Here is an 18,206-nt window from a genome sequence, read left to right as displayed (position 1 = left end):
TTAAATAAGTAATCTTAACCATAAAAGGGAAAAGTTTATAGCCTGTAGTTATGCGAATTTCCTTTTACCAATTTATTAATATGTTGATTTATTCCTGAGAATTTCTATGCACAGTAATAAGGCAACTAAATATTGTAAATAAAAATGACTTTTAATTTTTTCACAAACTCAAATAAACAAAATACCACACAATCTTATAAGGCTGGCAGTTCTAATACTGAAAATCAGATACTCTTAGTAGAAAAGTTGTTATCCAAAAACCAGATCGCATATGATAAAAAGGAATTAACTTTTCAAATAAAAAGTCATCCATCATACCCAAGCTTACATGCTATAACAGGCGTATTGGATCATTTTAATATTGAAAATGTAGCTGCTAAAGTTCCTGTTGACATAGACACTTTAGCTCAGTTACCTAATATTTTTATTGCTCAAATACATACTGACAGAGGTAATGATTTAGTCACCATAAGTAAGAGTAAAAATGAGTACAAAATATTTTCAGGAATAAAAAAAGAGGAAACTATTTCGATCGAGGAGTTTTTACTAAAATTCACAGGAATTATTGTCGCAGTAGAAAAAGATGAAAACGAAAAATATTCACCACGTAAGAGCATCTTAAAAAGAATACTTTTATTTTCTATTCTAATTTTTGCCATTGGTTTCCTATTTATTGATAAGAATATCCAACTCAGCGGTTTTCCTTTCATACTTTTTACAGTACTGGGCATTATAACTAGTTACAGTATTTTAAAACAAGAATTTGGAGAAAATTCTTTTATCGGTAATGCCTTTTGCTCTGGTCAAAGTGAAAAAAAAGATTGTAACGCTGTACTGACATCTAAAGGGGCTGAAATTATTAAAAATCATAAGTTAAGTGACATCAGTATCATCTACTTTTCTAGCTTACTTTTAGCTTCTTTGCTTTCTAACGAGTTAACTCTTATATATACCATAAGTTTTTTAGCGCTTCCAATCACGCTATACTCAATATACTATCAATATAAAACAGTAAAATCTTGGTGCAGTTTATGCTTAACTATTGTTGGTATTTTATGGATACAAGCCCTAATCTCTTATTTCCATTTTGATAATCACCCTTTTCTATTGAATAGAAATGATATACTTATTACTATAATTAGTTTTGTTACCATTTACTTGGCTTGGAGTTTTATGAAACCTCTAGCAGAAAATGTACTTAACCTACAAAAAGAAAAAATTGAGTTTGTGAAATTTAAAAGAAATTTCAACTTATTTCATAGTTTACTTTCAAAATCACCCAAAATAGACACAAGAATTAAAGCAACTAAAGAAATTAGTTTTGGTTGTCAAAATACTACTCTTGAGCTTATAATGATTACCAATCCTTTTTGTGGTCATTGTAAGCCTGTGCATCATTTAATGAATCGAATACTTGAAAAGCACGGTAATTCTATAAAAATAATCCCTCGATTTAATGTTGATACAAATAATCCAGAAACGAACGGAGCTATTGTAGCTACTAGACTTCTTGCAATCTTTAACAAAAAAGGTGAACAAGTATGTAAAAAAGCTATGGACGAAATTTATAGCGGCATGAGCTATGAAAAATGGATTTCTAAATGGGGCAAATCATTAGATCAGTCATACCTAGAAACTATTCAAATTGAAAAAGATTGGTGTACTGCTAATGCTATCAATTTCACACCTGAAATTTTAATCAATGGTCAATCTTTCCCAAAAGAATATAAAAGAGAAGATTTATTGTTTTTTATAGAAGATTTAGAAGAGTCATATCAAGCCTTAGAATTACAAGAGGTACAAGCTTAAAAGGTTTTTATTTTTTCAAAATATTTTTCGCGAAGAGTAGACATACTTAGTGAGTGTCTATAAATGTTCACTATTAATAAACACTTTAAAAATTTCAATTATGAAACAACAAATTTTAGGTTTAGGAAAAGCTCTAAACAGAGCTGAACAAAAATTTATTAATGGAGGAAGAGCCCCTGTATGTAATTACCCTGAAGTAGCATGTTTAAATCCAGAAACCTACGAATGGTCATGCTCTTACGGTGGATACTGTGATTAATTTTAATTACAAATACACCTTTTTTAAAAAAATTTTAATACTGAAAAACGAATTATACTTTTTAGTGAGCTATGCTTCAATAAAGTGTATTCACCTTATTAATTACAATAAGTAATTTTTATTAAAATACCATGATTTTTTAAAGTTCTAAAAAATCATGGTTCTTTTAAATACAAACTTTAAGCAAAAATAATTACTGTATTCTTTGAAAAAATTTCCAAACTATAAACAAACAGAAGCAAAAGACTGTGGTCCTACTTGTATAAAAATCATAGCTAAACACTATGGTAAAACAATGAATACCCAACAGTTACGTAGCCTCAGTGAAACCACTCGAGAAGGCAGTAGTTTATTAGGCTTAAGTGATGCTGTAGAATCTGTAGGTTTTAAGTCTTTGGGCATACAATTGTCTTATTCTAAATTATTAGAAGCACCACTCCCCTGTATTTTACATTGGAACAAAAACCACTATGTGGTATTGTATAAAATAAAAAATGATACCATTTATATTTCCGATCCTGCTCACGGACTTATAACATTGACCAAAAAAGAATTCATAAAACATTGGATAGGTAATAATGCTAATGAAAATACAGAAGAAGGTATTGCTTTACTCATTGATCCTACTCCTAAATTTTATCAAGAAGAATTCGAAGAAGATGAAAAATTTGGTTTCTCTTTTATCTTTAAATACCTTTTTAAGTATAAAAAATTCATTGTTCAGTTAATTATTGGACTGTTAGCAGGTAGTTTATTACAACTTATTTTACCATTTTTAACACAAAGTATCGTAGATGTTGGTATTAAAAATCAAGATCTTAATTTTGTATATCTTATTCTTTTTGCTCAGCTTTTTTTGTTCCTAGGAAAAGCTTCACTAGAAATCATAAGGAGTTGGATACTTCTTCATCTAAGTACACGGATAAATATTTCTTTACTTTCTGATTTCTTTATCAAACTAATGAAATTACCCATTTCTTATTTTGATGTACGGATGACAGGTGATCTGTTACAAAGGATTAACGATCATAAAAGAATAGAAAGGATTTTAACAACCTCTTCTTTAAACGTACTATTTTCATTTATAAATCTTATTATTTTCAGTTTGGTTTTAGGCTATTATAGTTTGCAAATTTTTGGAGTGTTTGTGATCGGAAGTATTTTATATTTTACTTGGATATTATTCTTCTTCAAAAAAAGAAAAGAGCTGGATTATAAACGTTTCTCAGAAGTAAGTCAAGAACAAAGCAAGGTAATTGAACTGATCAATGGAATGCAAGAAATAAAATTGCATAACGCAGAAAGAAGGATGCGTTGGAATTGGGAATATGTACAAGCACGTTTATTTAAAGTAGCTAGCAAAAATCTGGCACTAGAACAAACACAAACTGTAGGTTCTAATTTAATTAATGAACTTAAAAATATGTTCGTTACCGTACTTTCTGCAAAACTAGTAATTGATGGAGATATCACATTAGGAATGATGATGGCTATTAGTTATATCGTTGGGCAATTAAATGGTCCTGTTTCTCAACTTATCAATTTTATGAGAGATGTGCAAGATGCTCAAATCTCTCTAGACAGATTAGGAGAAATACATAGTATGGAAAATGAAGAAAACCCAGAAGATGAAAAAATAGTAGATATCCCTACTGATACTGCCGTAAAACTAAACAATATTTCTTTTAGATATACCGGAGGTTTAGAATCTGTTATAAAAGATTTAACCTTAGAGATTCCACCAAATAAAACCACGGCTATTGTTGGTGCAAGTGGTAGCGGAAAAACTACCTTAATGAAACTATTATTAGGCTTTTATCAAGTAGAAAAAGGAGATATCATTATAGGTAATTTCAATTTTACCAATATTTCTCAAAAAGAGTGGAGAAAAAATTGTGGTGTGGTGATGCAAGAAGGGTATATTTTTAATGATACTATAGCTAAAAATATAGCAGTGGGTGAAGATTATGTAGACAAAGAAAAACTTATGCATGCTATTAATGTAGCCAACATTTCAGACTACATAGAAAACTTACCTTTAGGTTATAACACCAAAATTGGTAGTGAAGGTAATGGATTAAGCACAGGGCAAAAACAACGTTTACTTATTGCACGTGCTGTTTATAAAGACCCTAAATTCCTGTTTTTTGATGAAGCCACCTCTGCTTTAGACGCTCATAATGAAAAAACGATTATGGGCAAACTTAATGAGTTTTTCTCTGATAAAACAGCTGTCGTTATCGCTCACAGATTAAGTACGGTAAAAAATGCCCACCAAATAGTAGTCTTAGACAAAGGCAAAATAGTAGAAAAAGGAAATCATCAAGAACTTATACAATTAAAAGGAAGCTATTATCATCTAGTTAAGAACCAACTAGACTTAGGCAAATAAAAAAACAGGGAGTTGAATTCAGTCGAAACTAACCCTAACAATATTTTTCGCGAAGAATAGACACAAACCTTGAGTGTCTGTAAACTGTTCAAGGAGTTTATAATTTTTTTAATATAAATAATATGAAAAAATCAATTTTGAACTTGGGTAAAGCTTTGAATAAAGCTGAACAAAAATCAATTAATGGAGGTGATTTTGCTTGCCCACCATTTGGCTGTTATTATGCGGATACTACAAACTCTGGACCCGCTACTCATTGTGGTACGTGTAGTGACTATCGTGCCTTACCATCTAGTTGCCAATCAAGAGTAATGGTTGACTTTGAATGCTTTGGTAGATAATAAAAACTTCGAATAGTTTTTAGCAAACTTTTAGAAAATAAATAATAATTAAATTATAAAAATATAATTATGAAAAAATCAATTTTAAACTTAGGTAAAGCTTTAAATAAAGCTGAACAAAAATCAATTAACGGAGGTTTTAATTTTACTAGTCTTTCTTGTGAAATTCGATGTAGGACTGCCGAAAGAGGTACTCGTTGTTTCTCTACTGAAGCGGGATTAGCTGCTTGTGATGGAAATGGTGGTTTTGTTCCCTTTTAAGTCTGAAAACTAATTTTAAAGTCTAAAAATAGTACAGAGGGACTTTACATCTCCCTCTGTAGCTTATATCATATTTATTACACTAGTCATTAAAATGCCACAAACACCTCAAGATATAGAAATTAGAAGCGAAGAAGTACAAGAAATACTTACTAAAGTACCTAATTGGATGATTCGCTATGGCAATACTTTAATTTTTGCCCTTATTTTAATGTTACTTTTCATCAGTTGGTTTATAAAATATCCTGATGTTATTGCTACTGAAATAATGGTAACCACCTCTTTTCCTCCTGAAAAAATATACGCAAAATCTTCTGGACAGTTTGAAGTATTCCTAACGAATGATGGGCAACAGGTTACCGACAAAGAAGTATTAGCTGTTATAGAAAACAGTGCTTCTTATAAAGATGTTTTATTACTAAAAAGCGTGGTAGATACTATTCCTTTTAATATGACCAATTTCTCTTTTCCAATAGATGAGCTTCCTCCTTTATTATTAGGAGATATCACTACAAGTTTTTCTCAGTTTGAAAATGATTATTCGGAGTATGTGCTTAACAAAAAATTGACCCCTTATAAATCAGAGTCTCTTGCCAATAAAATGTCTGTCATTGAAGCAAAAAGGCGTTTACAAATTTTATTTTCCCAAAAAAAGCTCAATAAAAAAGAATTAGATTTTAATAAAAAAGACTTAGAAAGAAATAGGCTAATGTTTGAAAAAGGTGTCATTTCTGCTAAAGAAAAAGGACAAAAAGAGATTGAATTTTTACAGGCAGAAAGATCCTATCAAAGCATTGAAAATTCTATTTCTCAAATTCGGGAATTGATAACTAACTCTAATAAAAACCTGGAAGAAACTTCGATCAAAAAAACACAAGACGATATAAGACTCCAAAAAAAAGCCATTCAATCTTTCTTATATCTAAAAAAATCGATAAAAGATTGGGAGAAGGCCTACGCCTTAACCAGTTCCATAAACGGAAAAGTATCCTTCCTTTCTTTTTGGAATAAAAATCAAACCGTAAAAAATGATGACTTAATCTTTACCATAATTCCTGCAAATAGTGAAAATTTTATTGGAAAAATAAAAGCACCTACTGCTAATTCTGGCAAAATACAAACTGATCAAAAAGTTCAAATAAAGCTATCAAATTATCCTCCAGATGAGTTTGGGGAACTCAATGGCATTATAAAATCAATTTCTTTAACACCAGATGAAGAAGGTAATTATTTAATAGATGTTGAATTACCTGAAAAATTAAAAACTACTTACGGAAAAGACATTGAATTTAAACAGGAAATGAAAGGGACTGCAGCGATCATTACCGAAGATCTTAGACTCATAGAACGTTTCTTTTACCAAATAAAAAACATTATCGATTAAAAACATTCTCTCGCGAAGAAAAGACACACTCCTTGAGTGTCTTTAAAATGTTCAAGGATTTAATCATTTTTAATAAATCATTTATTATGAAAAAATCAATTTTAAATTTAGGAAAGGCTTTAAATAAAGCAGAACAAAAGACGATTAATGGAGGGTATCAAAGATGCCAGTCAACAAGAGATTGTGATCCTTATTTTACATGTATTATGGTTTTTGACCAAGGGGGAGTTTGCCAAAATAATGATTATCCAATACAGTGGTAATTGATTACCTAATAGGCTAAAACCAAGAAATAGAGGAGAGAAATTTCTCTCCTCTATTAAAATGAACTGAGCTTTTTAGTGACATATTAACCTAGATATAATCCCACTTGTATTTTGAAATCATTAATAAAGAAAAGTAATCATAGAGCTATATACTTTTCAAATCATGATTAAGAATTAGAGCTAATTTTGAAATAAGATTACTTAGAATTAATTTCGCAAAAGTAAAACTGCATATTTTACAATAAAAAGTTCCTCAAAATCAAGTTGAATTCACAAAAGAGAATCATTACTTATGGATCAGGCGTTCCTATATTTTCATTTTTATATGAGGAAGGTGTAACCCCTGTTACATCTTTAAAAACTCGATTAAAAGAAGCTTTACTATTAAACCCTGCATCATAGGCAATTGCCAGCATCGTAAGGTTTTCTGAATCATTCTCTAAACTTCTTTTTGCCTCTTCTACTCTATACAAATTGATAAAACTGTAAAAGTTCTTACCAAAATTACTATTCAATACCTCTGATAAATAATGTGTAGAGATATTAAGTTGATCAGCAAGCTCCTTTTGCGTTAATTCAGAATTAAGATATGGTTTTTCTGTATTCATAAAATTTAAAATCAAATCCATGTATTCTCTTCTTTGCTGATCAGAAAGGGAAGAACGTTTATATCTGGATGACTTAATTTGTGTATTAGTTGAGTTTAGATTTTCTGAAATCTTCTTCAGTTTTTCAATCAATGCTAGATTCGATTTATTTAATTCCTGATATTGAAGTTCTATAAAATTCTTTTCTTTTTTTAATTTCTTTTTTTTCTGATATGCACTAATAAAGAGGAATCCAAATCCTATGCTAACAACTATAATGACAGCATACAAAATTTTATTTTTTGACAGATATGTATTCATAATATCACTTTGTTCAGTGATTATTTTTTCTTTTTTATTAATTTGATATTTGTTTTCTGTATTATTGGCTGACTGTATTTTTGTGATTGGTAAGCTTTTATTTACTGATTCTTGATATTTTTTGAGATATCGAAGAGAATTTTCTGAATCACCTAGAAGTTGATATACCTCAAAGTATAGTGAATCTTGCTTTCTTTTTAGAGATGGAAATGTATGATCTTTTAATAAACTATCAGCTATATTTAGGCTAAGTAAAGCTTCATCAGATTGTTTTAAATTTAAATATGCCCATGCAATTCTATTATGCCTTATAGCTGTCTCCTTTTGCCTATAAGTACCTAGTAAGTCCAGCGATTTTTTAAAATTTATAATTGCTTCTTGATTTTCGTTTTTTGATAATGCTATTTCTCCTTTGAAAAAAAAGTAATTATTGTACTTTTCGTCACCATTATTTCTGATTTTAGAAAGACAAAATTGTGCTGAATCAACTTTTTTTTCTTTAAGATAAATATTGCACAAAGCACCGTATCTCATAGCACTTTGAGTAACATCTCCATTTGCTTTTTCTAATCGTTTCAAACTCTTAAAATGGTAGTATTTTGCCTTTTCGTAGTTTTTCGTAAAAACATAAAACATTCCAATATTGTATTCATATCCGGCAATTTCTATTTCGTCACCATATCCTTCTAAAATATCAATACTTTCAAGTAACCACGAGATCGCTTCTTCATAATTAGAACTGTAAATCGCAATAGCTGCTTTACCATTACGACTATCTGACATTACTTCTTTATACTGAACGGTATTTGCAATATTCAAACTTTTATCAAAATATATCCCAGCACTATCTAATTCTGATTTATCCAGATAATACTTCCCTTGTAGGTTTAACAAAGTAGCTTTTTGTTTCATATCAAGTTGAGCTTGATAGTTTTGTATCTGTTTAATAAAGTATAAAGTAGAATCTATATTTCTTCCTCTATATACAAAGTAATATCCTAATTGAAGTTGAGCTGTTAAGGATGCCTGATCAACTCCATTAGATTGCTTAACAAGTTCCTTATAATTTATCTCCTTGGGTGGAAATTGTGAGTGTGTCTTAAAGAAGAAAAGGAATAAAAAAATAAATGCACTATAATGTATTTTATGTATTGAAATATTTGTAAGAGATCGTAGATGTTTATAATTCAAGATCAATAGTCTTTTAGTTAATTAAAGAAAGACAAATTACAAATAAAATATTGGTTGTTTGTATGTATTCTATTGCTATTATTCATTAATCCTTTCTTATTAAACAAATTATCTACGGTTGTATATCTGGATTTAGTCTCTAAAAACTTAACAAATAGGTCTCAGCCGATAGGATGAGACTAATAAGAACTGCCATTTTTTACTTTTGAATATTATTTCGATAATCAAAAATAGATTGTAACCATCCTCAACGACTTTTTTTATAATTAAACCCTAGAATATGAACAAAAAAATTACAAAAAAACATTTTTATTACTATTTTTTAATATGTGTTATATTCATTGTTTCATCGTGTTCTAATGATGATGATAATCAAAAAGCAGAAACCAAATTTTCTGTTGGACAGTTAATTTTATCAGGCGATATAACCGATGATGAAGCAAAAATCAAAATTACTGAAAGTTTAAATTCGGATACACAGACATTAATTATTAGAAATACGACCAATCTAACAACTATAGAAATCCCAGAGATTACTTCTTTGATCAATCTTGAAGTTAGTAATAACCAAAAGCTAAAACAACTCTACCTTTATAATATTACCTCAATTTCTAATACTAGTGTTATTGAATATAATGAAGTGCTTCAATCTATAGATTTTTCAAAACTGGAAGAGGTCGGTGCAGCAACTATATCGTATAATCCTCTTTTACAAAATATATTATTTACTTCATTACAATCAATTTATAATGAGTTGAACATATATGTAAATGCAAGCTTACAAAGTATTAGCGCAAATAATTTGAGTTCTGCAGGTCTTATAAGAATAGGGATAAATGAACAGTTGTCCACTTTAGAAATGAATACACTTTCTGTTGTTGATGAAACGCTACAAATTAATTATAATAATACACTCAAAGCTATTAGTTTCCCTAAACTGGTATCTTGCAATGTTGGTATCGGTATAAGTTTAAATGAAAATCTAGGGACAGTATCTTTTCCTGTTTTAACAAGTGTATCTAATATAGATAAGCCAGAAGTCTCTTACAATGGTTATTTTACAATTACAGGTGGTGTATCACCTTCTAATATAACCCTACCCAACTTAGAAACCGCAAAAAACTTAACAATTGGCAATGATAATCTGGAAACTCTTATAATACCCAAATTAAACTCTTGTCTAAGATTTGTTACGTATTCAGATAAAATACTTTCATCTGTTGAGCTTAATTCTCTTCAGGAATTTGAGTCCTTAGATTTTGATGATTCTACCTTTAGTACTGATGTTATGGATTCAGTTTTAAATCAACTTGTATCCATTACTCCATCAATAACAAATAAAACAATTCAACTCTCTGGTGAAGTTTCTATTACAGGACAAGAAAAAATAGACTTATTAATGAGTAATGGCAATACTATAACATTTAAATAAAACATACCTACTTGTTAGGCCCAACAAAAAATATACTATGAGAAAAATAATATCACTTTCTTTTTTAGGAATCTTAATTTTACTCTTATCATGCAGATCAGATGATGATCAGAATCCTGGTACGATTATTAACAACGGATTAGGAATTATACAAATATCTGGAGACCTGTCTGATGAAGAAGCAATAAATTTAATAAATACAAATTTAGGAGATAACACCCATACACTACTCATAAAAAATACGACCAATCTCACCAAGCTCGATTTTTCTGATATTACCACATTAGTTTTCTTAGAAATAGAAGATAATGCCAAGTTAACGAATGTTAAATTTCCACAGTTAACAACGGTAGCGAGCGAAATTACTGTCTATAATAATGCGCAATTAGAAACAATTGAATTAGATGAATTACAATACACAGGGGTTATAACGATAGAAAGTAATCCATTCATCGCTGCGATTGCTCTGCCCAAACTTATAGAAGCAGAGGATATTAGTCTTAGCCGTAATTTATCTATAGAAACTATTGCGATGAGCCAGTTACAGAGTGTATCCAATGGAATTTCGATTACTGAAATGCCTGTTTTAAATAGTGTTAGTTTTTCAAACCTAAAATATTGTCAGGGAAATCTTCGCATTTATGCAAACGACGTTTTAGAAAACATAGAGCTATCTTCACTGATTTCTACCGGTATTGACTTTAGCTACAGCAAATCAGAAGGCGATATTTCTATTTATGATAATAACATTACACTTTTGGATTTACAAAACTTAGAGCAGACAACTTCAATAGTAATCAATGAGCAATCCTTAACCGCTATAAATCTCGAAAACTTAAAAACTAGTGAAAAGATATTGTTAATAGCCGAGGAAACATTGATAGAAGTTAATTTATCAAATATTGAAGATTTTTCCAGGTTATTAATATTTGCTCCTGCAAATATGGAGGCCTTAATGGCAAAATTAGTAGCAATTACACCTCCTATTACAAACACTACAATCCAAATGTCTGGCGAGGTATCAGTAAAAACCAAAGAATATATAGACATACTTGAAAATGGAGATAATACTGTTTCTATAAGAGATTAAATATTGTTTTTAAGGATTATAAAAAACTATGATCGAAAATCAATGTCAAAAAAATTAAACCATTATAATAGATTCCAATTTATGAAACCCTTATTCTATTTCATTATTTTAATTAGTTTTTTACTTTTTAATTCCTCTTGTAGCAAAAATGACGATGACTCATTCACGATAATTGAAACTCAATTAGAGTATATCATTCTTACTGGTGATATTTCTAATGAGGATGCCACAGCTACCATTGAAAAAGCAGTTGGCGATGGTACATTTGCTATTTTGGTAAAAAACACATCAAATCTTACCGCAGTAGAAATACCTAATGTAGCAGCAATATATAGCTTAGAAATCCAAAATAATAAAGCACTTGAATCAATTACTCTACCAGACCTGGAGGAAGCTGTGAATACTATAAATATTAAAAATAATCCATTATTATCTTCAATACAAATACCTAAACTTGCCTATGCTGAAAATCTTCAGCTAGAATATAATCCCTTATTAAATAGCTTTGAATCTCCATTATTAAAACATTGCAATAATTTAACTATTGAAGGTCATGGGAACCTAAAAAGCATTACTCTAAATGAGTTAAATACAGTAAGTACTTTCCAAATTGAAACGTTACCATCACTCACCGATATCAGCTTGCCAAATCTAAGTACTGCAACTACTGTAGTGATTAATGATAATGATAATTTAAAAAATATTGTTTTATCGAGCATTATTGAGTTGAGCTCCTTGAACATTGAATACAATGAAGAATTAGAAACCATATTGATGCCTAGGGTATCATCGGTTAATACATTACATATTCTATATAATCCTAAGGTTTCACAATTAAGTTTCCCTGAACTTGTATTAAATGAAGGATTAGGAGTTGAAATCAGCTATTTAGAATCATTGAAAACGCTTGAGCTACCTAAACTTCAATCTGTATCTAAAGATCTTCTAATTACAAACAACCCATTACTAGAAAATGTATCCCTTTCTCAACTAAATATAGCAGAGGATATTCAGGTTAACCATTGCGACCTCATAACTACCATAAATTTGCCTAGTTTAGAATCTGTGGATACTCTCATTATTGTGGGAGCCATATTAGAATCAGTCAATGTAGAAAAATTATCAGATGTGGCTCAACTTTTTATGTATTCAGAAATAGAGCTACAAACGCTTCATCTACCGGCTATTCAAAATTTTGAAAGAATGGATCTGAATAATGGCTCACTTGCTACAGAATTAATAGATTCATTACTATCTACAATAGTCAATATTACTCCTGCTATTACTGGTAAAAACATTGCATTAAAGGGAACTGCATCTTCGCAAGCACTCTTAGACATCGAAACACTCAATGCTAATGGCAACTCTGTAAGTATCCTTAATTAAAAGACTTTTATATTAAAAACCTTCTTAATACATTAGAGGAAAAATAACTAATGCTATGAATTTAGAATCTTATAAAAAAATGTATAATGAAGATGATGCTGTAGGTTGGTTAGCAATTGATGAGCAACTGAAAAAAGTATATGGGGACGCAGAACCCAGACATCACGCCAGCATATTAAAATATATGATAGGAGGTGAAGACCCTATAGATGGCACAAGCATTTACGATAGTCATCATCAAGAATTTCACAGACATCTTGTTAGTTATGGTATGTCAGAATTATATTATCATGAAGAAAAAGCAGGGGGTGATTTTAGTAAATGGGGATTTGAATTTACTTTTCGTTTAAAACCATTCTTAGAAGACACTGAAAATCCTCTTTGGGTAATTAATGTGCTGAACAATTTAGCCAGATATGTATTTAATTCAGGAAAATGGTTTGAAGAAAATCACTTTATACCTGCTAATGGACCGATTCGTCTCGATACAAATACACAACTCGTGGGTTTTGTATTTGCCATAGACCCAGAACTAGGTAAAATTCAAACCCCACATGGAGAAGTTACTTTTCTGCAGTTAGTAGGTATTACTGAAAAAGAATTGCAAAGATTACTTGCCAACCCAAAAACTGAGGAAGTAGCTAAATTAATTAGCGAACTAAAAGAAGATAACCCATTATTAATTACGGATCTGGAGCGTACCTCTTGATTTATACATTTCAAATATACTATCTAGCTAAGATTTGAATTTTTATCTTATGCGTACTACCTTAACTTTTACTATTCACCATAAATCCCAACAGTCAATTCTCCTTCTGCATTCATGGTTGCTCTGTACATTCCAGCTGTATTAAATTCCATCGCTATATTACCATTTTTGTCAATTGCGATAATACCTCCATCACCTCCCAAGTCAGGGACTTTTTTCTGTATGACTAATGTAGCAGCCTCTTGAAGCGATAATCCTTTATACTCCATCAGTGCAGAAATATCATATGCAACCATTGCTCTTATAAAATATTCTCCCCAACCAGTGCTCGATACGGCACAAGTAAGATTATTTGCATAGGTTCCTGCTCCAATGATTGGAGCATCTCCTATTCGATTCCACTTTTTATTAGTCATTCCTCCTGTAGAAGTTCCAGCAGCCAAATTTCCTTGCTTATCTAATGCTACACAGCCAACAGTTCCGAATTTAGAATCTTTAATTGCCGGATCATAAAAGCCAGTTTTTTTAGTAGCTTTATTGTCTTTTTCTTTTTGCTTTACACGCTCTAATGATTTTATGCGTGCTTCAGTGAAGAAATAGCCAGGATCTACCATCTCTAACTTTCTTTCTTTGGCAAATTGCTCAGCACCAGCCCCAGAAAGCATTACGTGCGGAGAATTGATCATTACTTCTCTCGCCAGATTAATTGGATTTTTTACTGTCGTTACACCAGCAATAGCTCCAGCATCCAGATTGCTTCCATCCATAATAGAAGCGTCCAGTTCATTAGTACCATCATTAGTAAAAACAGCTCCTTTTCCTGCATTAAACAATGGAGAATCTTCTAATATATTAATCGTTTTCTGCACTGCATCCATACTGGTTCCTCCATTATCTAAAATGGTATGGCCCACTCTAATAGCTTCTTCCAGTTTAGCCTTATAAGAAGCTTCTTTTTCTGGTGTCATATTTTCTTTAAGAATTGTACCAGCTCCTCCATGTATAACGATCCCAAACTTTTCTGAAGATTCTAGTGACTCTTCTGCTATCGGTTCTGATAAATGGGCTTCTGTTACTTCCTTTGATGCTTTTTTACATCCGATCAAATATAAACAGGATAAAAAAATAAGTATAAGTCTCATACAGTATCATTTGAGTTTGTGAAAATCTATTAATGCAATTCTTCCCTGAAAAAACCGCATGGTTAAATGTATTATATTTCCTCCATTATCTTCTAAGGATATTGATTTATTTAACTCAAAATCATAGGGTTGATCTACTCCTCCTTCTATAGCTATATTATCGGCCAGTAGTGAAAAGCGATTACCAGGTTTCAAAACAGGTTCTATTTTTCCAGAAAGACCGGGTATTTGTCCTGATGTATTAATTATGACAGAACCTGCATCATTTGTTTTTTCAATATTTACTTCGATATCCTCTTTAGGATTCATTTTTTTAAAAATAACTGCTGGATAACGCTCGTGCGCAATTAAAACAGTATATAGTTTTCTAGTTCTAATCACAAAATGAGCTAAACCATCTTCATCAGAAAAACCCTCCAGATATGTCGAATTATTAGCTATGAGCACCACTTTTGCATGTTTCACCAATTCATTGTTTTCGTTCACTATTTTTATAGTAAAAATAAACGGTTTAGCATTCATCATAGTAGAGAGTTTCGACCATCCGTTCTTGAAAAGAGTTTGATCTTTTTTTAGTTTATTTTCGATCAATATGGCTAATTCTTCGGGTGTTCTGTTTTTAAGACTTATGTACCCGATAGTTTTCAAAATTCCCGGAATTTCAGTGTCATCAAATCTAGCAGGTAAAATATACTCACTACTTTCCTGGAATGCCCTTGCCTGCATCGAAACTCTCTCATGATTTGTCCATAATTTTTTATTATAAAAACTTGATATAAATAATACAGTATATCTTGCTTTACTCTGATAAATCTCTGACAAATAATCATATAAATTTTTTCCCCACAAATTAGCCTCTTCAAAAAGATCATAAAACACATTGATCCCTTTATCTTGTAAGCTATCCGCAACCTTCTCTACATACGCTCTATTTTCTCCTGCAAAGGATAGCGCAACATCATATTCATACCTTTTTTCTTTCATCATTCACTATTTTTTATGATTTACTAACCTATTACAAAATTACTTTCTTTATTTGGAAATATTCCACTTTTTATTGGAAATATTCCAATAAAAGTTTTACTTTTAAACCGTAAAGATGTAACTTATGGAACCTATTAAATCAATAAAAGGTAGAGGCGCTCAGGGGAAAATACATAATCGATTCTCTGAAAACCAACACGAGATCAGAGACGATTTTTTGAATTATTTACAAAAAGAAAGAGAAACCATTACTCACCCAACCAATTTTATAGAAACATTTCCTAAAACAATTATTAATAAGGTAACCAGCCCAGATGTAGGAATGTCCTTTTCTTTAAACCCGTATCAGGGGTGTGAGCATGGATGTGTGTATTGTTATGCTCGGAACTCTCACGAGTATTGGGGATATGGTGCAGGATTAGATTTTGAAAGTAAAATTTTAGTAAAAAAGAATGCTCCGGAGTTATTAGAGAAAAAACTAAGAAGTAAACATTGGAAAGCATATCCAATAGCTCTTTCAGGAAATACAGATTGCTATCAACCTATCGAAAAAAAATTACGCATCACCAGACAGTTGCTAGAAATTTTCCTAAAATATCGTCATCCAGTTGGCTTGATCACCAAAAATGCCTTAATACTTAGGGATATTGACATTTTATCCCAATTGGCAAAAGAAAATCTTGTATCTGTTTTTTTATCTATTACCACGCTGGATGAAGAAACTAGAAGAATTCTGGAGCCCAGAACAGCAAGTATTAAAAAACGGCTGGAAACATTAGAAAAACTAAATATGGCAGGAATTCCTACAAATGTAATGATGGCGCCCATAATTCCATCAATCAACAGTCACGAAATCCTACCTCTTGTCAAAGCAATTTCCGAGATAGGCGCAAAAAGTGTTGGATATACTGTAGTACGTTTAAACGGTGCTATTGGTCAAATTTTTACTAAATGGTTAGAAAACACCTTACCAGATCGCAAGGATAAAATCCTGCATCAAATTATGGAATGTCACGACGGAAAACTTAACGACAGTGTATATGGTAGAAGAATGAAAGGTACTGGAAATATAGCAGATCAAATACACCAACAATTTGCGATTGCCCGTAAAAAATACCTACCTGAAAAATATAAAATTCATCTTAATTGCGATATACACGAGGATTTTAAAAGCGGGCAATTAAAACTTTTTTAGTTGTAACCAACTGCTATTGTGATATATTCTTATATTTTAATTGATCAATAGTACATTCTTTCTTTTCTATATCTGTTCGTAAATGTAAAAAAGTAGGTTGATATAAGCTACCTCCTTTATATGCGTATAAATATCGTACCTCTATAATAGCGCCAGTTTCCGGAATTTCTTTATTACTAGAAATCGTTACGTTTCCAATCGCTATCTCCTTACTGCCATCATATACGATCATAGCAACACTTCTTTTATCATTTACCTTAGAAACGATCACTGATGCAGTATCGTAAAATTTAAATTTAATTTGAGTTCCTCCACTATTAGGTCTACCTGCTGTATAAACAGCTCTATGCTTTTTAAAAACCACTCCTTCTGAGTCTGTTTTCATTAATTGTTGATATAACTCCTCCTTTTCTTTAGAATTCTTTGTCGTTTTGATCACTTTAATAGCATCACGAAAACCTACAGCTAATAAAAGGTTCAATCGTTCTTTATACGATCTCTCTCTAATATCCTCACCATTCCAGAATAAGAGGTCAAATACGTAAAGTATCTCTCCTACAGCTTCTCCATCCACGATGAATTGTTGTTCTATTAACTTGGCTGCATTCAAAATAGATTCTGGAGCTCCAATCGTAAGACCACGTCTGTTAATCGCTGTAATTTCTTTTGTTTTTCTGATTAGCATCCTTCTTCCATCCTTTTTTTCCTGTGCCCACCAGCTATCTTCTGTAATACATCCTTGTATATAAGATTTGTCAACAGGATTTAGAAGTTGACAATAAATACCGCTATGTACTTGGTCTTCGGCATATACGTATTTTGTACTATTCTCATCTGGCACGTAGCCTTTTGCCGATTTATCATTAACCAGCTTATCATAGATTTTCTTCGCTTTTTCGTAGACTACTCCCGATTGTGTTTTTGTTCCGGTTTTAAGTGTTGCGCCTCGTCTACCGTAAGCAAAATTTACGATATACATGCCATCCTTCTCTTCTAAATGAGCCTTATATACTTTATCACTACCTCCTTGTTTAAAATATAGTGTTATTTGTTCTGCTTTCATTTCCCGTTTTTAAATTTAATATCCTTTCTTGCTTTCTTGAATCTTTAGTGTAATCACCTTAATGATACTCGTACTACTATTAATTTAATACTTTTAATGCTATTTCTACCATTTTAAAATTTTAAAATTAAACCATAGCTAAGGCTATGTTTTCAATTTATAACTTGAACCAGCAAAAATTATTCAAAATATGCAAGCCTAAAACAAAAACAGAACTGGTTTTAGTTATACATTAAAAAGTAGTAAATACTTACTAAACCTAGACTTTTAAGAGATAAATTTCAGAAAAAACTGTAGTTATTAAAAGACGGATTTCAGTGAAATTTATATACCCGGTTTACAGTAGTTTTGATATGTAACCACACTTCAAAAAACAGGCATATATACATATTAG

Annotated in this window: 16 protein-coding genes; 12 read left to right on the top strand and 4 right to left on the bottom strand. The window is 31.0% G+C overall.

Features of this window, described 5'->3' with window-relative positions:
- The first annotated feature begins 144 nt into the window (after window positions 1-144).
- The 7 genes from ABD816_RS04265 to ABD816_RS04235 all read left to right on the top strand — a co-directional run bounded on the left by ABD816_RS04265 (window position 145) and on the right by ABD816_RS04235 (window position 6,709).
- Entirely contained in the window at window positions 145-1,809 is a 1,665-nt protein-coding gene (locus ABD816_RS04265; RefSeq protein ID WP_344925045.1) for a vitamin K epoxide reductase family protein, read from the top strand.
- A 100-nt stretch (window positions 1,810-1,909) separates the two neighbouring features.
- The gene (locus ABD816_RS04260; RefSeq protein WP_344925044.1) at window positions 1,910-2,068 is read left to right on the top strand and encodes a hypothetical protein; all 159 of its coding nucleotides are present in this window, start codon (window positions 1,910-1,912) and stop codon (window positions 2,066-2,068) included.
- 205 nt (window positions 2,069-2,273) lie between these two features.
- A complete protein-coding gene (locus tag ABD816_RS04255) occupies window positions 2,274-4,460 on the top strand; it encodes a peptidase domain-containing ABC transporter (protein WP_344925042.1) in 2,187 nt (728 codons plus the stop codon).
- 155 nt (window positions 4,461-4,615) lie between these two features.
- Window positions 4,616-4,801: a hypothetical protein gene (locus ABD816_RS04250; RefSeq protein WP_344925041.1), complete on the top strand. Its 186-nt coding sequence runs from the start codon at window positions 4,616-4,618 to the stop codon at window positions 4,799-4,801.
- A gap of 69 nt (window positions 4,802-4,870) precedes the next feature.
- Window positions 4,871-5,062, top strand: coding sequence for a hypothetical protein (locus ABD816_RS04245; RefSeq protein ID WP_344925040.1), 192 nt, complete (start codon window positions 4,871-4,873; stop codon window positions 5,060-5,062).
- 94 nt (window positions 5,063-5,156) lie between these two features.
- A complete protein-coding gene (locus ABD816_RS04240) occupies window positions 5,157-6,446 on the top strand; it encodes an HlyD family secretion protein (protein ID WP_344925039.1) in 1,290 nt (429 codons plus the stop codon).
- Between the two features lie 86 nt (window positions 6,447-6,532).
- A complete protein-coding gene (locus tag ABD816_RS04235; RefSeq protein WP_344925038.1) occupies window positions 6,533-6,709 on the top strand; it encodes a hypothetical protein in 177 nt (58 codons plus the stop codon).
- Between the two features lie 293 nt (window positions 6,710-7,002).
- On the opposite strand, the gene ABD816_RS04230 is transcribed toward ABD816_RS04235, so the two are convergent.
- Window positions 7,003-8,811, bottom strand: coding sequence for a helix-turn-helix domain-containing protein (locus ABD816_RS04230; protein WP_344925036.1), 1,809 nt, complete (start codon window positions 8,809-8,811; stop codon window positions 7,003-7,005).
- Window positions 8,812-9,091: 280 nt separating this feature from the next.
- Between ABD816_RS04230 and ABD816_RS04225 the strand changes: the two genes are divergently transcribed.
- The 4 genes from ABD816_RS04225 to ABD816_RS04210 all read left to right on the top strand — a co-directional run bounded on the left by ABD816_RS04225 (window position 9,092) and on the right by ABD816_RS04210 (window position 13,428).
- Complete coding sequence (locus tag ABD816_RS04225) at window positions 9,092-10,243, top strand: hypothetical protein (protein ID WP_344925034.1); 1,152 nt, start codon at window positions 9,092-9,094, stop codon at window positions 10,241-10,243.
- A 37-nt stretch (window positions 10,244-10,280) separates the two neighbouring features.
- Window positions 10,281-11,333 carry a hypothetical protein gene (locus ABD816_RS04220; protein ID WP_344925032.1) on the top strand — a complete coding sequence of 351 codons (1,053 nt, stop codon included), beginning with the start codon at window positions 10,281-10,283 and terminating at the stop codon, window positions 11,331-11,333.
- A gap of 81 nt (window positions 11,334-11,414) precedes the next feature.
- Complete coding sequence (locus ABD816_RS04215; RefSeq protein ID WP_344925031.1) at window positions 11,415-12,719, top strand: disease resistance family protein; 1,305 nt, start codon at window positions 11,415-11,417, stop codon at window positions 12,717-12,719.
- 55 nt (window positions 12,720-12,774) lie between these two features.
- Window positions 12,775-13,428 (top strand): suppressor of fused domain protein, encoded by a 654-nt coding sequence (locus ABD816_RS04210; RefSeq protein ID WP_344925029.1) that lies wholly within the window; start codon window positions 12,775-12,777, stop codon window positions 13,426-13,428.
- A gap of 71 nt (window positions 13,429-13,499) precedes the next feature.
- On the opposite strand, the gene ABD816_RS04205 is transcribed toward ABD816_RS04210, so the two are convergent.
- Both ABD816_RS04205 and ABD816_RS04200 read right to left on the bottom strand, forming a co-directional pair.
- Window positions 13,500-14,570: an isoaspartyl peptidase/L-asparaginase family protein gene (locus ABD816_RS04205; RefSeq protein ID WP_344925027.1), complete on the bottom strand. Its 1,071-nt coding sequence runs from the start codon at window positions 14,568-14,570 to the stop codon at window positions 13,500-13,502.
- Between the two features lie 6 nt (window positions 14,571-14,576).
- The gene (locus tag ABD816_RS04200) at window positions 14,577-15,557 is read right to left on the bottom strand and encodes a TIR domain-containing protein (protein ID WP_344925026.1); all 981 of its coding nucleotides are present in this window, start codon (window positions 15,555-15,557) and stop codon (window positions 14,577-14,579) included.
- Between the two features lie 121 nt (window positions 15,558-15,678).
- Between ABD816_RS04200 and ABD816_RS04195 the strand changes: the two genes are divergently transcribed.
- Window positions 15,679-16,749, top strand: a complete 1,071-nt coding sequence (locus ABD816_RS04195; protein ID WP_344925025.1) for a PA0069 family radical SAM protein — start codon at window positions 15,679-15,681, stop codon at window positions 16,747-16,749.
- Window positions 16,750-16,762: 13 nt separating this feature from the next.
- On the opposite strand, the gene ABD816_RS04190 is transcribed toward ABD816_RS04195, so the two are convergent.
- Complete coding sequence (locus tag ABD816_RS04190) at window positions 16,763-17,812, bottom strand: ATP-dependent DNA ligase (RefSeq protein WP_344925024.1); 1,050 nt, start codon at window positions 17,810-17,812, stop codon at window positions 16,763-16,765.
- Window positions 17,813-18,206 lie beyond the last annotated feature (394 nt).

Origin of the sequence: Aquimarina addita, from assembly GCF_039539305.1 — a bacterium.
Classification (GTDB): Bacteria; Bacteroidota; Bacteroidia; order Flavobacteriales; family Flavobacteriaceae; genus Aquimarina; species Aquimarina addita.
Note: the sequence above shows the minus strand (reverse complement) of the source record. Positions and strands in the feature narration are given on the sequence as shown.

What these genes read in the sequence shown, in the direction of transcription:
- ABD816_RS04190 (WP_344925024.1), bottom strand. Translation starts at nt 17,812, where the DNA reads ATGAAAGCAGAACAAATAACACTATATTTTAAACAAGGAGGTAGTGAT.
- ABD816_RS04195 (WP_344925025.1), top strand. Translation starts at nt 15,679, where the DNA reads ATGGAACCTATTAAATCAATAAAAGGTAGAGGCGCTCAGGGGAAAATA.
- ABD816_RS04225 (WP_344925034.1), top strand. Translation starts at nt 9,092, where the DNA reads ATGAACAAAAAAATTACAAAAAAACATTTTTATTACTATTTTTTAATA.
- ABD816_RS04210 (WP_344925029.1), top strand. Translation starts at nt 12,775, where the DNA reads ATGAATTTAGAATCTTATAAAAAAATGTATAATGAAGATGATGCTGTA.
- ABD816_RS04215 (WP_344925031.1), top strand. Translation starts at nt 11,415, where the DNA reads ATGAAACCCTTATTCTATTTCATTATTTTAATTAGTTTTTTACTTTTT.
- ABD816_RS04265 (WP_344925045.1), top strand. Translation starts at nt 145, where the DNA reads ATGACTTTTAATTTTTTCACAAACTCAAATAAACAAAATACCACACAA.
- ABD816_RS04260 (WP_344925044.1), top strand. Translation starts at nt 1,910, where the DNA reads ATGAAACAACAAATTTTAGGTTTAGGAAAAGCTCTAAACAGAGCTGAA.
- ABD816_RS04235 (WP_344925038.1), top strand. Translation starts at nt 6,533, where the DNA reads ATGAAAAAATCAATTTTAAATTTAGGAAAGGCTTTAAATAAAGCAGAA.
- ABD816_RS04220 (WP_344925032.1), top strand. Translation starts at nt 10,281, where the DNA reads ATGAGAAAAATAATATCACTTTCTTTTTTAGGAATCTTAATTTTACTC.
- ABD816_RS04200 (WP_344925026.1), bottom strand. Translation starts at nt 15,557, where the DNA reads ATGATGAAAGAAAAAAGGTATGAATATGATGTTGCGCTATCCTTTGCA.
- ABD816_RS04240 (WP_344925039.1), top strand. Translation starts at nt 5,157, where the DNA reads ATGCCACAAACACCTCAAGATATAGAAATTAGAAGCGAAGAAGTACAA.
- ABD816_RS04205 (WP_344925027.1), bottom strand. Translation starts at nt 14,570, where the DNA reads ATGAGACTTATACTTATTTTTTTATCCTGTTTATATTTGATCGGATGT.
- ABD816_RS04245 (WP_344925040.1), top strand. Translation starts at nt 4,871, where the DNA reads ATGAAAAAATCAATTTTAAACTTAGGTAAAGCTTTAAATAAAGCTGAA.